Source organism: Sulfitobacter sp. S190 (assembly GCF_025141935.1).
Taxonomy (GTDB): Bacteria; Pseudomonadota; Alphaproteobacteria; order Rhodobacterales; family Rhodobacteraceae; genus Sulfitobacter.
In genome coordinates this window covers 54,862-70,001 of sequence record NZ_CP081121.1, presented here as the reverse complement: position 1 = coordinate 70,001, position 15,140 = coordinate 54,862, and the positions used below count along the sequence as shown (strand labels likewise).

The following is a 15,140-nucleotide window of genomic DNA, read 5'->3' as shown; positions in this document are numbered from 1 at the left end:
GACGATGGACACACGCCGATGACCAGTTTTATCCGCAACGCGTGGTACGTAGCGGGCTGGTCGCGCGACTTCGGAACGGACCTTCGGGCGTTGGAAATCACCGGTCAACGGTTGGTCATGTTTCGCGAAACGGGCGGCACCGTGCGCGCATTGGAGGACCGGTGCCCGCACCGGTTGCTGCCGCTGAGCAAAGGCAAACGGATCGGCGATACGATCCAGTGTGGGTACCACGGAATGACCTTCGACGGCCGCGGCACATGTGTGCGCGTCCCCGGGCAGGACAACACGCCCAAAAGCGCCTTTGTCGAACGGTTCGAAGTACACGAACGGCATGGCATCGTATGGGCCTGGATGGGCGACCCCGATCTGGCAGACACCGACCAGATTTTCGATATGCCCGAATTTACCGATGCGGGCTGGCATGCCCATCAGGGCGACGCGCTGCATATCCGGTCCAATTACCTCAACGTGGCTGAAAACCTCGTGGACCCCGCGCATGTCAGCTTCGTGCACCCCACGACACTTGGCAGCGCGGCGAGCGAGAACGTTCCCGTGCATGTCTCCACCAGCGGCAGCGTAATCTCCGCTTGGCGCTGGATACGGGATGCGGCGCCGGTGGGGTTCTTTCAGAAATTCGGCGGGTTTTCGGGGCACGTGGACCGCTGGCATTACTATCACCTGCACATGCCCTCGACCGCGGTGATCGATTTCGGCAGCATCGATGTCGCCGAAAAATGCGATGAGGAGGACCGGAACCGGGGCGTACGCATTTTTGCGCTGCATTTCGTCACGCCGGTGCGCGAGGACTACACAATCGACCACTGGATGCACTTGCGCAACAGCGCGCTTGACGACGATGCGGCATCGGCGCAGATGGACGCGATGTTCAAAGTGGCATTTGCCGAAGACAAGGAGATCCTCGAAGCCGTGCACGATGCGGAACAGCAGCCGCAAAGGCGCCGACCCATCCGCATCGCAATCGACAAGGCGCCGACGGTTTACCGCAAGCGCATCCGCGACCGCATCGCCGCCGAGGCCACCGATGATCTGGGTGATCCGGGCGACAGCAGCTTTATCAACCACGACTGATCAACAGTCGGATTTCGTCACGGGGGTTCCGGCCGCCGTACCACCAACGAAAAGAGAGGGATATCCATGTACCGAAAGACATTTCTGAAGGCGCTGGCCGCCTCGGCCGCGCTGGCGCTTTCGCCGCTTGCCGGTTTTGCGCAGGACACGATCAAGATCGGTGAGATCAACCACTACAAACGCCTCGCCGCCTTTGCCGGGCCCTATAAACAGGGGATCGAACTTTACGTCGAAGAGATCAACGCCGCCGGTGGCGTGCTGGGCAAACCGCTGGAGTTTATCTTTCGCGACGACCAAGGCGAACCCGGTGAAGCGATCAAGATCGCCGAAGAGCTGATGACCCGCGAAGGCGCGGTGATGCTTACAGGGTCGATCCTGTCAAACGTCGGTCTGGCGATTTCGTCTTTTGCGGGCGAAAAAGGGTATGTGTATCTCGCGTCCGAACCGCTCGCGGACAGCCTCGTTTGGGCGGCCGGAAACAAATACACTTTCCGTCTGCGGTCCTCGACCCATATGCAAGCCTCGATGCTGGCGGAAGCGGCCGCCGAAAGTGGTGCCAAGAAATTTGCCACCATCGCGCCAAACTATGCCTATGGCAAAGACGCGGTGGCTGCGTTCAAGGCGGCCCTTCTTGAGCTGGTCCCCGATGCAGAATTCGTAGCCGAGCAGTGGCCTGCCGTTTTCAAGATCGACGCAGGCGCGGAAGTACAGGCCCTGGAACGCGCAAAACCCGATGCCATCTACAACGTTACATTCGGCCCTGATCTGGCGAAATTCGTGCGCGAAGGCGGCGACCGTGGTTTGTTCGAGGGCCGCAAGGTGTTCGGGCTGCTGTCCGGTGAACCGGAATATATCGATCCTCTGGGCGACGAAGCTCCCGAAGGCTGGACCGTCACGGGGTATCCTTGGTACGATCTGGATGAAGGTGCCGCGGGCGAATTCGTCACGGCTTATCAGGAACGCTACGACGACTATCCCCGCTTGGGATCGCTCGTGGGGTATATGACCGCCCAGACAATTGCGGCGGCTCTCGAAAAGGCGGGTTCCACCGAAACAGAAGCGATCCGAATGGCGTTCGAGGGTCTGGATGTGGCAACACCCATGGGTGACATCACGTTCCGCGAGGCGGACAATCAATCGACCATGGGCGCCTATGTCGGCACCACCGCGTTGCAGGATGGCAAAGGCGTAATGGTCGACTGGTCCTACAAATACGGTGGGGATTACCTGCCGTCGCCCGAAGAGGTGGCCAAACTGCGCCCCGCAGAATAACGCACACGTTCACACACCGGCCCAATTGGGCCGGTGCCACTGTTCAGCCGCCAAGCAGAAGTTAGATCATGGAATTTTTCGTCGCTCAAATCCTGACCGGCTTGGCGAATGCAAGCTCGCTGTTTCTGGTGGCCTGTGGCTTGTCGCTCATTTTCGGGGTCACCCGCATCGTGAACTTTGCCCACGGCAGCCTGTATATGCTGGGTGCCTACGTTGGCTATTCGCTGATGCAGGTGCTTCCCGGCGCCGTCGGGTTTTGGGGGGCAATCGTCCTCGCGGGGGTGGCGGTTGGGCTGATCGGGGTCGTCATAGAAATGCTCGTGCTGCGCCCTGTCTACCGCGCGCCCGAGCTTTTCCAGCTGGTTGCCACCTTTGGCGTTATTCTGGTTGTTCAGGATCTCACATTGATGATCTGGGGGCCGGAGGACCTGCTTGGCCCCCGCGCCCCGGGCCTTCGCGGTGTTTTCCGCATCATGGGAGAACCGATCCCCAAATACGATATTGTCCTGCTGCTGATCACGCCCTTTATCGCTCTGGGGCTTTGGTACCTGATCACACGTACCCGTGTTGGCGTCCTCGTGCGCGCAGCGACGCAGGATCGCGAAATGGTCGGTGCATTGGGCGTCAATCAGGCGTGGCTCTTTACAGGCGTTTTCGCACTGGGGTCGGCGCTCGCCGGTCTGGGGGGCGCGCTGCAACTGCCGAAAGGCGGGGCCGATCTGCTGATGGATTTCAATATCCTCGCGCCCGTCTTTGTCGTTGTTGTCATCGGTGGGATGGGCTCGCTTCCCGGCGCCTATCTCGCGGCTGTCATCATCTCGGTTTTGAACGTCTTTGGCGTGACCTACCTGCCCCAGTCGACACTCGTGTTGATGTTTATCGTGATGATCATCGTCCTGATGATCCGCCCCTACGGGCTTTTCGGGCGCGAAGAAGTGGCCGGTGAACACGGTCAGGTAGGAGAGCCCGAACGCCCGATCAAACCGGCGGGTGGCCGCACGAGGATCATCGTGGCGGTCGGACTAGCAATCCTTGCGCTCCTGCCGCTCTATGGATCCGGTTTCGCACAGGTTCTGGCGACGGACATCCTGATCTTCTGCCTCTTTGCCGCGAGCCTGCATTTCCTGCTGGGATTGGGCGGGCTCGTCAGTTTTGGCCACGCGGCATATTACGGGGGCGGCGCGTATGCAGCCGCACTTCTGGTGCATCACTTCGATACGCGCATGGAGCTGGCATTCATGCTGGCCCCACTTTGTGCCGGCATCGCGGCGCTTGCGATCGGTTGGGTATGTCTGCGTCTGACCGGTGTTTACTTCGCCATGCTCACGCTTGCCTTTGCACAATTGCTGTGGAGCCTTGTGTTCCAATGGGGTGACGTGACCGGCGGCGACGATGGGCTCGTCAATATCTGGCCTGCGGCATGGTTGAATGACACCACCGTATTCTTCTACTTCAGCCTGATATTCACCGTCGGTGGCATTTTGTTGCTGCGGCATGTGGCACATTCGCCGTTCGGCTATGCACTGCGAGCCGCGCGCGACAGCCAGCGACAGGCCGAGGCCACCGGAATACATACGCGGCGTGTCCAGCTGATTGCCTTCGGGTTTGCCGGTCTCATGGGCGGGCTTGCCGGAGCGCTTTTTGTTTTCTCGAAAGGCAGTGTATTTCCCAACGAGCTTGAAATCGCCCGCAGCTTTGACGCGCTTATCGTGGTGTTCCTGGGTGGTGTGAAAACACTGGCCGGGGGCGTGGTGGGGGCGGCCTTCTTCAAAGGGCTCGAGGATGTTCTGACCCGCTTTGAATACTGGCGGCTGGTCATGGGTCTGCTGATCATATTTGTCGTGATCGTGGCACCGCAGGGCATTGCCGGTACGGGGCGGCGCCTGATGCGGCGCCTGACGCCCGCACCCGAAAGGCAGCGCTCATGACCGCGATCCTTGAAACACGCGGTCTTACCCGCGAATTCGGTGCCATCACGGCCGTTGACGATGTCAGCTTTTCTCTCGCGGAGGGCGAGCTGCTGGCATTGATCGGCCCCAATGGCGCGGGCAAGAGCACCTGCTTCAACATGCTGATGGGCCAGCTTGCCCCGACGCGCGGCACCGTCTTGCTGGACGGCGAAGACATCACCGGGCTTGCGCCACGCCAGATCTGGAAAAAGGGGGTCGGGCGCACATTCCAGATTACGGCGACCTACAGCTCCATGACGGTGGCCGAGAATGTGCAGATGGCGCTCCTGTCACACCACGGAGACATCTTTCGCTTCCGTCCCTTTGCCCACCGGATGCACCGCGACCGCGCCCTCCAACTGTTGGATATGGTCGGGATGGTGGCGCAGGCAGACCGTCACTGCGCGGTGCTGGCCTACGGTGATCTCAAGCGGATGGAGTTGGCGATCGCTCTCGCGCACGAACCGAAACTTCTGCTGATGGATGAACCCACTGCGGGCATGGCACCGCGCGAACGGGTGGCGCTGATGCAACTGACGGCCGACATCGTCCGCGACCAAGGCGTCAGCGTCCTGTTCACGGAGCATGATATGGATGTCGTTTTCGCGCATGCACACCGCATTATGGTTTTGAATCGCGGTGCCCTGATTGCCGAAGGCAGCGCGACGGACATCCGCAACAGCCCGCTGGTGCAAGAAGTATACCTTGGCGGTGGAACGGTCTTTGACGCGGAGGATACCCATGCTTGAGGTCAAAGGCGTAAACAGCTTTTACGGCAAGGCGCATGTGCTGCGCGATCTCAGTCTCGACGTGCCGCGCGGCAAGGTCGTCGCACTCCTGGGGCGCAATGGTGCCGGCAAGACGACGACGATGAAATCGATCATGCAGCTGGTGCGCCCTGCGTCAGGTACGGTGGCATTCCAGGGGCAGGATATCGCCGGGCTGCAGCCTCACAAGGTGGCAAAACTGGGCATGGGCTACGTCCCCGAAGAGCGCCGCATTTTCACCGATCTCACCGTCACGGAAAACCTGATCGTCGGTGAACAGCCGCCCCGCGACGGCGCGCCCACATGGACGCATGATCTGTTGTTCGATCTGTTTCCAAATCTTGCCGAACGGCGCAACAACCGCGGGAAGGCCCTGTCAGGGGGAGAGCAGCAAATGCTGACCATCGCACGCACCTTGATGGGCAATCCGTCGCTCGTCCTTCTGGATGAACCCAGCGAGGGTGTCGCGCCCGTGATCGTGGAGCAGATGGCCCGTGTGATCCAGCAGCTGAAATCCGAAGGGCTGACCGTGCTTTTGTCAGAACAGAACCTGCATTTCGCCCAAGCTGTCGCAGATCAGGTCGTCATCATTGAAAGCGGCACACAGGTCTATCACGGCAGCCTCGCGGAGCTCAAAGCACACCCTGAAATTCGCGATGCCTATCTCGCTGCGTGATCAGGTATCGCCGCCGGATTTTAACAACCCGTATTTCCGCAGCTTTACGTAAAGCGACTGACGGCTGAGGCCCAGCATCTCTGCGGCGGCGACACGGTTGTTCGACGTCAACTCCACGGCTGTTTCGATGCACATCTTTTCGACCACATCGGTTGTCTTTGCCACGATATCGCGCAACGACTGGCTCCCGATCAACTCAACCACCGACTTGCTGTCGACTTCGCCCAGTGCAGGCGCATCGGACCGCCCCGCATCCGAACGGGTGATATCGCGGATCACCAACGCGAATACCGGCATGTCACCGGCAGCAAGATGGGTCGTGGAAATTTCGACGGCACGTTCAGACCCGTATTCGTCCACCAGCTTGGTCGCATAAAGACGCAGGTACCCGCTGCGCGCGGCGTTCTCGAGGATCACGTTCATGTCCACACTTCCCCGGCTGAGGAAATCAGCCAGCGAACGGCCACGCAGCTGTTTCGCATCCGTTACGCCGCTGAGCGACAGGAACGCCTCGTTGCCGCTCAGAAGATCGCCACCGGGGGCGACAAAAACAATCGCGTCGGCGCCATGATCGTAAAGACCGATCAGATTGGCCTGAACCGTGCCGGATGGCAGCGCATTACCGGTCGTGGTCGACAGACGGCACAACATCAAACGCTCCGCACCGACCCTGAATATCCGCGGCCTGATTGCCAATGCCCGCCCTGCGGCACGCGCTTTGAGCGTCACCACGCCCTGCCCGTCATCGGACGCGGCCTTTACCAGCCGATCTATCAATCCCGATCTTTCCGCACCGTCGAAATGATGGTCCAGCGGCCCACCCGAAAGATCGCTCCCGGATTTGCCAAACAAGGCCTGTGCGGCCGGATTGCTTTCGCGCACCACACCGTCCGGCAGGCTGACAAACAGCGTCGCCTCGTCAATGGAGGCCATGAGAACCCGGAAACGCGTGTCGTTCTCGCGCTGCGCCTCGTAGTCTTTCTCCAAGGCGATCTGCGCGGCCACGAGCTGTTGCTGCATATCCGCAACGGCCCGCATGTCGCGCCCGAGCAATAGCACGGTGCCACCGGTTCCGATGCGGTGGAAGCTGTATTTGACGGGCAGTTCACCGTAATTCCCGGCGGGCTTGTGGTTTGCCTCGATCGTCCGGGGCGTCTCGGGATCCTGAAGAAACTCCGAAAGGCGCACATCAAACCGTGTCGCACTGTCTACGGTCAACAGATCACGCATCGCTTCGCCGTCAAACGCGGCAACGCGCTCTGCGGGTTTGAACCCCGGATGCGTCATGACATTGCTGATGATGCCGTTACTGTCGACCAAAAGCGCGAGGTCCGTGACACGTGCCACAATATCGGCGGCCTGATCAGAACCGATCAGCGAGGCCAGCGCGCTGGTCCACCCTCGTGTCCCCTCGCCCTTCATCGCACCAACCTCTGACTGCAGAGGCTTAGCGCCGTCTTCCAGTCGGTCGTGGCGAAGTCCGCTCCGGTCAGTTCGCATAGGTCTTCATCTCGGTCTAGTGCGTTTCCGCCAATCAGTATCGGCAGCCATGCATTGCCTTGCTTGATCCTTCTCACAACCGTCCCGAGGAAATCAAGACCTTCGAAAGACGAAGCGGATATCAGGGCCGCAGATGTATCCGGTGGGCCAACAAAAGCGGGAATATCCTGCAACGGAAGATCAAACCCCAACCGCACGACCTCTCCCGCACGCCGCAGCTGTCCCGCCAGAATACTTGCGCCCAAAGTATGCTGCACGCCCTGCGGTACGATGATGCAGATGGTTCCGCCCAACTGCGGTGTTTTGCGCTGGGGGCTGCACCAACTAGGGTCAAGCTGGCGCAAAAGTGCCGTCAAATGGATACTTCCGAGCGATACATTCTGGAACGAGAGTTGATCCGCCGACCAAAGCGCCCCCAGCTCACGCGCCAGCGCGGGGATATAATGATCCGCAATTGCCGCATCGTTCACCCCGCGCGCGCGCATGATGGCCCGCACGGCTTCCATGCGCACGTCATTTGGGTCAATTACGACATCCATCAACTGGTCAAAAAGCCTGCGGTCTATCGGACCGGACGCGCGCGGCCTGCCCCGCGCGAGGATATTCAGCGCCTGTCGCGCCACACCATCCAGGTCCCCGTCTTCGGGAACGGCGCGAGATTTGGCAATCGGTCGCATCCACTCTCCATAGCCGGACGACGAGGTCCCTAAATTGCCCAGCTTTTCCATTTTATATGTCAACCATGCTCTACAGCCCGTGCAGTATTGTCAAATCATATTGACATATAGGCCGGTGTTCTTGCGTTTCATTGCGGAAATCAAATTTTTATCGGCGGAACTATGACTGATCCGGCCCTCCAAAGTGTAAATCTAAGTTGACAGATTGAGGCGAGAATGACAGCCTTTGCGGAGGGAGATTACGAATGGAAAACGCGATGGGACCCGGCATGCGCCACCCTTCCCCCCCACATCAGCTCTATACGCCAGCGCAGCGCGCACGGCGCGACGCATCGCCGTGGACGGTTGTGCAGGGTGTCCTGGCGCCTTTGCAATTCGTGATTTTTCTCGCCTCCCTCGCCCTCGTGCTACGATATCTTTGGACAGGCGAAGGATACGGCATCGCGACGGTGTCGATCCTTATCAAAACCGGCGCGCTTTATCTGATTATGATTACCGGCGCGATCTGGGAAAAAGTGGTCTTTGGTCAGTGGCTTTTTGCACCTGCCTTCTTTTGGGAAGACGTGATCAGCTTTGGCGTAATCGCGCTTCATACCCTTTATCTTTATGGCCTGATCAGCGGCACATTGGCACCCCTCTCCCTCATGGTGGTAGCACTTCTGGCCTACGCCGCCTACGTCGTGAACGCAGGTCAGTTCTTGTGGAAGTTACGCATGGCCCGCCTCTCCGCGCAGGTGCCGGCATGACCGATCAAACCCCGCCTCCTCCCGCTCTTGGTTGCCGCGCCTCCCCCGTGCTCAAGCAGCGCGGCCAACGCGAAGTGTTCTGTGGCCTGACGGGAATCATCTGGCTGCATCGCAAGATACAGGATGCCTTTTTTCTTGTGGTCGGCAGCAGGACCTGCGCGCACCTTCTGCAATCCGCCGCTGGCGTGATGATCTTCGCCGAACCCCGCTTCGGCACCGCGATTCTCGAAGAATCAGACCTTGCCGGTCTGAACGACGCGCATGCCGAACTCGATCGCGAGGTCGAGCGGCTCCTGTCGCGCAGACCCGATATCCGGCAATTGTTCCTTGTTGGGTCATGCCCGTCCGAAGTCATCAAACTGGACCTGAGCCGCGCCGCAGAGCGCCTAACACAGCAATTTGCGCCCAAGGTCCGCGTGCTGGAATACTCCGGCTCGGGGATCGAGACGACATTCACCCAAGGCGAAGACGCCTGCCTTGCCTCGATGGTGCCTGTGCTCCCCCACACCAATGATCGCGAACTGCTCGTTGTGGGCGCGTTACCCGATGTGGTCGAAGACCAGATGCTCCAGTTGCTCGATGGCATGGGGATCGGTCCGGTGCGGGTGCTACCCGCACGGAATATTGACGCCGACACGGGTGTGGGCCCAAACACCGTCTTCGCGTTGACCCAACCGTTTCTCGGCGACACGCATGCCGCCCTGGAGCGTCGCGGCGCACGACACTTGCCCGCCCCCTTCCCCCTGGGCGAAGAGGGCACGACAGCTTGGCTCTCTGCAATCGCGAAAGAGTTCGGTGTGACGGCCGCGACATTCGAAGCCGTGACCGCCGCGCCGCGCAGACGGGCACGTCAGGCAATCGCGCAAGCGGCTCAAACACTAAACAAAAAGTCGATCTTCTTCTTTCCCGACAGCCAGCTTGAGATTCCTCTCGCCCGTTTCCTAAGTCGCGAATGCGGCATGACGCCGATCGAAGTTGGATCCCCCTACATCCACGACGCGCTACATGGTCCCGACCTCGAACTCCTGCCGTCAGGACCGCAAATTTCCGAAGGTCAGGACGTGGATTTGCAACTCGACCGTTGCCGCGCAGCAGCCCCAGACCTGACAGTCTGTGGCCTCGGCCTGGCGAACCCCCTCGAAGCAGAGGGCCTGTCAACAAAATGGGCCATCGAACTGGTTTTCACACCGGTGCATTTTTACGAGCAGGCCGGCGATCTGGCCGCCCTCTTCGCAAAACCACTCCGCCGCAAATCCATACTGGAGCCAGCGCGATGATGTGCCGGCGCCCATCTTTCTTGGCTGAAAATACTCCGGGGGTCCGGGGGCTGGCCCCCGTATGGGGCACGCGAGGGCGCAAATGAAGCTGACCGTCTGGACATATGAGGGCCCGCCCCACGTCGGAGCGATGCGCGTCGCTACCGGTATGAAGGGGCTGCACTACGTCTTGCATGCCCCTCAGGGCGATACCTATGCCGATCTGCTCTTCACGATGATCGAACGGCGCGATCACCGCCCGCCGGTGAGCTATACAACCTTCCAGGCACGTGACCTCGGCAGCGACACTGCAGGGCTTTTCAAAAAAGCCTGCCAAGATGCCTACGACCGGTTCAAGCCCGAAGCAATGATCGTCGGTGCGTCATGCACCGCCGAGCTGATCCAGGACGACCCCGGAGGTCTCGCTGAAACAATGGGGCTTCCGATCCCGGTCATACCCCTTGAATTGCCCAGCTACCAACGCAAGGAAAACTTCGGAGCGGACGAGACTTTCTTCCAAATCGTGCGTCACCTCGCGAAACCGATGGCAAAGACGCCGCGGGTCTCGTGCAATGTCCTCGGCCCGACGGCTTTGGGATTTCGCCATCGTGATGATGTCGCTGAGATCACCAATCTGTTGTTCGAAATGGGTATCGAAGTCAATGTAACTGCACCAATGGGCGCGACGCCAGCAGACATCGCCCGCATGGGCGCCGCGCATTTCAACGTATTGCTCTACCCAGAAACTGGCGAGCAGACTGCGCGTCTTTGCGAAAGGACTTTTGGCCAGCCCTTCACAAAAACAGTTCCTATCGGTACCGGTGCCACCCGCGATTTCATTGAGGAAGTGCGTACGCTTTCCGGCAGTACCGCTGCCATCGACACGCAAGGCTTGCGCCAGACGTGGTGGAGCGGGTCCGTCGACAGCACCTATCTGACGGGCAAACGTGTCTTCATCTTCGGCGACGGCACACATGTTGCTGCGGCCGCACGTGTGGCGCGCGACGAGATGGGCTTCGAAGTTTGCGGGTTGGGGTGTTACAATCGGGAATTTGCCCGACCCGTACGCGCCCTCGCAAAAGACTTCGGATTGGAGGCGCTGATTACCGACGACTATCTCGAAGTCGAACGGGCAATCGAAGCGCTACAGCCAGAAATGATTCTCGGCACGCAGATGGAGCGCCATATCGGCAAGCGTCTGGGCATTCCATGTGCCGTGATATCGGCGCCTGTCCATGTACAGGATTTCCCGGCCCGCTACTCTCCGCAGATGGGGTTTGAAGGGGCGAACGTAATGTTCGACACGTGGATCCATCCGCTTGTCATGGGGCTGGAGGAGCACCTGCTCCACATGTTCCGGGAGGATTTCGAATTCAATGACGCTGCCGGGCCGTCCCATCACGCAGGGCACACGCCCGCAGCATCCCCCCGGAAGGCGCAAGCGCCTATGAGTTTAGAAGGCAAGATGAAGCAAGACCCCGCGCTCCACGATAATGTCCCTTCTGGTGCTGACGTCATCTGGCTTGAAACTGCGGAACGTGAACTGAAGAAAATACCCTTTTTTGTGCGCGGAAAGGCCCGCCGCAACACCGAGAGCTTCGCCTCCGAGCGAGGTCTTTCCGAAATTTCAGTCGACACCCTTTATGAAGCGAAGGCCCATTTTGCGCGATGACGTGATGCATAAGCCCTACACCATCGTTCTGGTGACGCTCGACCGCCATGCGGCCGGGCCTGCCGCGCGTGTTGCTCCGCGTTTGGCAGAGGACTTTCCGGGTCTTGCCCTGAAAATACACGCCGCCGCAGAGTGGGAGAAAGATCCCGGCGCCCTTGCCGAGGCCAAGCGCGATATCGCGCAGGCCGACATCATTGTGGGTTCGGTGCTGTTTCTCGAAGAGCATCTGGTTGCGATACTGCCGGACCTGGAAGCCCGGCGCGAGGCTTGCGATGCAATGGTCGGCATTATTGCCGACCAATCCATCGTTCAGCTGACACGTATGGGTGAGTTGGACATGTCCCGCCCCGCATCCGGTGCCATGGCACTGCTCAGAAAGCTCAAGCCCGCCAGTAAAAAGGGCAACACCGGCGCAGGGCAGATGAAAATGCTGCGCCGCTTGCCAAAGATACTGCGGCTTGTTCCCGGCAAAGCACAGGACCTTCGCGCCTGGTTTCTTTGCATGCAATACTGGCTGGGCGGGTCGGACGACAATATCGAAGCGATGATCCGCTTCCTGATTTCGCGTTATGCCCGTTTGCCTGACTGGCACGGCCTAGAGGCGCCTTTGCCGGTGTCATACCCGGAAGTCGGGCTTTATCATCCTGACCTACCGGATCACGGGATCACCCTGAACCGCGATGATCTGCACTCCCGGTCGGACGGCCCCACTGTCGGCATTCTTATGCTGCGCAGCTACATTCTGGCTGGCGACACGGCCCACTATGATTTCGTCATTCGCCAGTTCGAAGCACGCGGATGCAATGTCGTTGCAGGGTTTGCGGGTGGCCTGGATGGACGCCCGGCCATCGACGGCTACATGGGCGACGTCGATGCATTGGTTTCCTTGACCGGGTTCAGCCTTGTCGGGGGGCCTGCCTACAACGATAGTGCCGCGGCCGTGGAAGCCCTGCGCACTCTGGATGTGCCCTATATCACCGCGCAACCGCTCGAGTTTCAGACGCTGGACCAGTGGGCCATGGGCCATCAGGGACTGAGCCCCGTCGAGACCACGATGCTGATCGCCCTGCCCGAAATTGACGGCGCGACCAACCCGACCGTTTTTGCAGGGCGCCACGGCCAGACGGGGTGCCAAGGATGCGCGCGGTCCTGCCGCCCGGTGGGCGAGGTCAAAGCGATGGCGCCATGCCCCGAGCGTATCGATGCGTTGGTCGAAAAAACGCTGCGCCTTGCGCATCTGAGACGGTCGCCAAACGCCGGTAAATCAGCAGCAATCGTGCTGTTCGGCTTTCCGCCCAATGCGGGCGCTATTGGCACTGCCGCGTATCTTTCGGTCTTTGAGAGCCTGTTCAACACGCTGCATAAAATGGCCGAGGATGGCTATGATCTGACACCGCCGGACACTGTCGAAGCGCTGCGCGAGGCCGTTCTTGGCGGGAATGCCGAGATATACGGGCAGGAAGCCAATGTCGCCGCTACCGTGTCCGCCGACAGTATTGTCAGCCGGACGCCGTGGCTTGCGGAGATAGAAGCCACGTGGGGTCCCGCCCCCGGCAAGGTCCAGTCAAATGGCCGCGAGGTGTTCATTCTCGGCGCGCAGTTCGGTCGTGTTTTCGTCGGTGTGCAACCGACTTTCGGCTACGAGGGCGATCCGATGCGCCTGCTGTTCGAGCGCGGCTTTGCGCCGACGCACGCATTCAACGCCTTCTATCAATTCATCCGACACGATCTTGCAGCCGATGTGGTTCTGCACTTCGGCATGCACGGTGCGCTTGAATTCATGCCGGGCAAGCAAAACGGAATGGGTGAGAGCTGCTGGCCCGACCGGCTTATGGGCAACCTGCCCAACGTGTATCTCTACGCCGCGAACAACCCGTCAGAGGCAACACTGGCAAAGCGCCGGTCCGGTGCCGTGACGGTGACCCATTTGACACCACCTTTGCAGAATGCGGGGCTCTACAAAGGGCTAAGCGCGCTGAAGGAAAGTCTGAACAGCTGGCGGAACCGAAGCCCGGACGGGACGCACGATGACCTTGAGGATTTGATCCGTGCGCAGGCGGACGCGGTGGATCTGGCGGGCGTTGACGTCGATAACATGTGGGAGCGTGTGCTCGAGACCGAAACGAGCCTGATCCCAGACGGATTGCACGTAGTCGGCAAACCGCAACAGGCGGACGCAATCGACCGGACGTTGGCCCAGATGCAGTTCGAGAACGATGACGCGCGTGCAGCCGCATTTGACGCGTTATCGCGTGATACGGAGCTTCCGGCTCTGATGCGTGCGTTGAATGGCCAGTTTATTGAACCTGTGCCCGGTGGCGATGTCATACATGCGCCCGAAATCCTTCCGACGGGGCGCAACATACACGCGTTTGACCCCTTCCGCATGCCTACTGCAGAGGCAATGCAGTCAGGGGCGAGGCAAGCGGAGGCTTTGCTCCAGACCCACGAGACGATGCCGAAATCCGTCGCGCTGGTTCTGTGGGGCAGCGACAATATCAAATCCGGCGGTGGGCCGATCGGACAGGCGCTGGCACTGATGGGATGCACCCCACGCTTTGACAACCACGGCCGGTTGTGTGGCGCGGATCTTGTGCCGCTCGAAGAGCTGGGCCGCGCACGGGTCGATGTCATCATGACACTTTCCGGCATTTTCCGCGATCTGCTGCCACTGCAGACCAAACTGCTGGCCGATGCTGCGCTGAAATGCGCCTCGGCGGACGAACCGGAGGCGCTCAACCCGATCCGCGCACATGCGTTGGCTTTCGCAAAGGCCAATGACACAGATATCGCCACGGCGGCCTTGCGGGTCTTTTCCAATGCCGAAGGTGCTTATGGCTCAAATGTAAATCAGCTGGTCGATGCGTCTGCCTTTGATGACGATGCTGACCTGGCCGATGCCTATCAGGCCCGCAAGAGCTTCGCATACGGGACCGACGGGGAAGCCACCCAGCAGTCGGCCCTGCTGGAAGACACGTTGAAAAACGTCGATCTGGCCTATCAGAACCTCGAGTCTGTCGAGCTGGGCGTGACATCGGTCGACCATTATTTCGATACGCTGGGCGGCATCGCGTCTGCCGTAAAACGCGCCAAGGGCGGGGAAGACACACCCGTTTATATTGGTGATCAGACAATGGGCGGCACCAAGGTGCGCACGCTCAAGGATCAGGTCGCACTCGAAACCCGTGCCCGCAGCCTGAACCCGAAATTCTACGAACCGCTGCTCAATCACGGCCACGAAGGCGTGCGCATGATCGAAGCACACATCACCAATACTGTCGGTTGGTCCGCCACCACCGGCACGGTTGATCCGTGGGTCTACCAACGCCTGTCGGAGACCTTTGTGCTTGATGACGCCATGCGCAAACGGCTCGCCGATCTGAACCCGCAAGCCTCCATGCGGATGGCCAATCGCCTGATCGAAGCATCGGAGCGCGACTACTGGACACCCGACGAAGACACGCTCGCCGCCCTGCAAGACGCCGCAGACGCGATCGAGGATCAGCTGGAAGGAATTTCGGCCGAATGAAACACGC

At 60.1% G+C, this 15,140-nt stretch carries 11 protein-coding genes; 9 read left to right on the top strand and 2 right to left on the bottom strand.

Going from position 1 to position 15,140, the window contains the following annotated elements:
• The first annotated feature begins 18 nt into the window (after window positions 1-18).
• From K3756_RS17870 to K3756_RS17850, 5 genes are all read left to right on the top strand, one after another.
• Entirely contained in the window at window positions 19-1,089 is a 1,071-nt protein-coding gene (locus K3756_RS17870; RefSeq protein WP_259993945.1) for an aromatic ring-hydroxylating dioxygenase subunit alpha, read from the top strand.
• Between the two features lie 66 nt (window positions 1,090-1,155).
• Complete coding sequence (locus tag K3756_RS17865; protein WP_259993944.1) at window positions 1,156-2,361, top strand: ABC transporter substrate-binding protein; 1,206 nt, start codon at window positions 1,156-1,158, stop codon at window positions 2,359-2,361.
• A 68-nt stretch (window positions 2,362-2,429) separates the two neighbouring features.
• On the top strand, window positions 2,430-4,289 hold the full coding sequence (locus K3756_RS17860; protein WP_259993943.1) for an ABC transporter permease: 1,860 nt from the start codon (window positions 2,430-2,432) through the stop codon (window positions 4,287-4,289).
• Window positions 4,286-5,059: an ABC transporter ATP-binding protein gene (locus K3756_RS17855; RefSeq protein ID WP_259993942.1), complete on the top strand. Its 774-nt coding sequence runs from the start codon at window positions 4,286-4,288 to the stop codon at window positions 5,057-5,059. Before K3756_RS17860 ends, K3756_RS17855 begins: the two co-directional genes overlap by 4 nt.
• Entirely contained in the window at window positions 5,052-5,753 is a 702-nt protein-coding gene (locus K3756_RS17850) for an ABC transporter ATP-binding protein (RefSeq protein ID WP_259993941.1), read from the top strand. The genes K3756_RS17855 and K3756_RS17850 overlap by 8 nt, the downstream gene beginning before the upstream one ends.
• Here K3756_RS17850 and ppsR read toward each other — a convergent pair whose 3' ends face one another.
• Window positions 5,754-7,175: a transcriptional regulator PpsR gene (gene ppsR, locus K3756_RS17845; RefSeq protein WP_259993940.1), complete on the bottom strand. Its 1,422-nt coding sequence runs from the start codon at window positions 7,173-7,175 to the stop codon at window positions 5,754-5,756.
• Complete coding sequence (locus K3756_RS17840) at window positions 7,172-7,930, bottom strand: B12-binding domain-containing protein (RefSeq protein ID WP_259993938.1); 759 nt, start codon at window positions 7,928-7,930, stop codon at window positions 7,172-7,174. Before K3756_RS17840 ends, ppsR begins: the two co-directional genes overlap by 4 nt.
• A gap of 245 nt (window positions 7,931-8,175) precedes the next feature.
• Here K3756_RS17840 and bchF point away from each other — a divergent pair, with 245 nt between their 5' ends.
• The 4 genes from bchF to K3756_RS17820 all read left to right on the top strand — a co-directional run bounded on the left by bchF (window position 8,176) and on the right by K3756_RS17820 (window position 15,133).
• Window positions 8,176-8,676 carry a 2-vinyl bacteriochlorophyllide hydratase gene (gene bchF / locus K3756_RS17835; RefSeq protein ID WP_259993936.1) on the top strand — a complete coding sequence of 167 codons (501 nt, stop codon included), beginning with the start codon at window positions 8,176-8,178 and terminating at the stop codon, window positions 8,674-8,676.
• A complete protein-coding gene (locus K3756_RS17830) occupies window positions 8,673-9,953 on the top strand; it encodes a ferredoxin:protochlorophyllide reductase (ATP-dependent) subunit N (protein ID WP_259993934.1) in 1,281 nt (426 codons plus the stop codon). Before bchF ends, K3756_RS17830 begins: the two co-directional genes overlap by 4 nt.
• Before the next feature lie 82 nt (window positions 9,954-10,035).
• Window positions 10,036-11,604: a ferredoxin:protochlorophyllide reductase (ATP-dependent) subunit B gene (gene bchB / locus K3756_RS17825; RefSeq protein ID WP_259993932.1), complete on the top strand. Its 1,569-nt coding sequence runs from the start codon at window positions 10,036-10,038 to the stop codon at window positions 11,602-11,604.
• 4 nt (window positions 11,605-11,608) lie between these two features.
• Window positions 11,609-15,133, top strand: coding sequence for a cobaltochelatase subunit CobN (locus K3756_RS17820; RefSeq protein ID WP_259993928.1), 3,525 nt, complete (start codon window positions 11,609-11,611; stop codon window positions 15,131-15,133).
• The last annotated feature ends 7 nt before the right edge of the window (window positions 15,134-15,140 follow it).

Bases quoted from the DNA above. Each gene is read 5' to 3' on its own strand.
- K3756_RS17870 (WP_259993945.1), top strand. From the start codon at position 19: ATGACCAGTTTTATCCGCAACGCGTGGTACGTAGCGGGCTGGTCGCGC.
- K3756_RS17865 (WP_259993944.1), top strand. From the start codon at position 1,156: ATGTACCGAAAGACATTTCTGAAGGCGCTGGCCGCCTCGGCCGCGCTG.
- K3756_RS17860 (WP_259993943.1), top strand. From the start codon at position 2,430: ATGGAATTTTTCGTCGCTCAAATCCTGACCGGCTTGGCGAATGCAAGC.
- K3756_RS17855 (WP_259993942.1), top strand. From the start codon at position 4,286: ATGACCGCGATCCTTGAAACACGCGGTCTTACCCGCGAATTCGGTGCC.
- K3756_RS17850 (WP_259993941.1), top strand. From the start codon at position 5,052: ATGCTTGAGGTCAAAGGCGTAAACAGCTTTTACGGCAAGGCGCATGTG.
- ppsR (WP_259993940.1), bottom strand. From the start codon at position 7,175: ATGAAGGGCGAGGGGACACGAGGGTGGACCAGCGCGCTGGCCTCGCTG.
- K3756_RS17840 (WP_259993938.1), bottom strand. From the start codon at position 7,930: ATGCGACCGATTGCCAAATCTCGCGCCGTTCCCGAAGACGGGGACCTG.
- bchF (WP_259993936.1), top strand. From the start codon at position 8,176: ATGGAAAACGCGATGGGACCCGGCATGCGCCACCCTTCCCCCCCACAT.
- K3756_RS17830 (WP_259993934.1), top strand. From the start codon at position 8,673: ATGACCGATCAAACCCCGCCTCCTCCCGCTCTTGGTTGCCGCGCCTCC.
- bchB (WP_259993932.1), top strand. From the start codon at position 10,036: ATGAAGCTGACCGTCTGGACATATGAGGGCCCGCCCCACGTCGGAGCG.
- K3756_RS17820 (WP_259993928.1), top strand. From the start codon at position 11,609: ATGCATAAGCCCTACACCATCGTTCTGGTGACGCTCGACCGCCATGCG.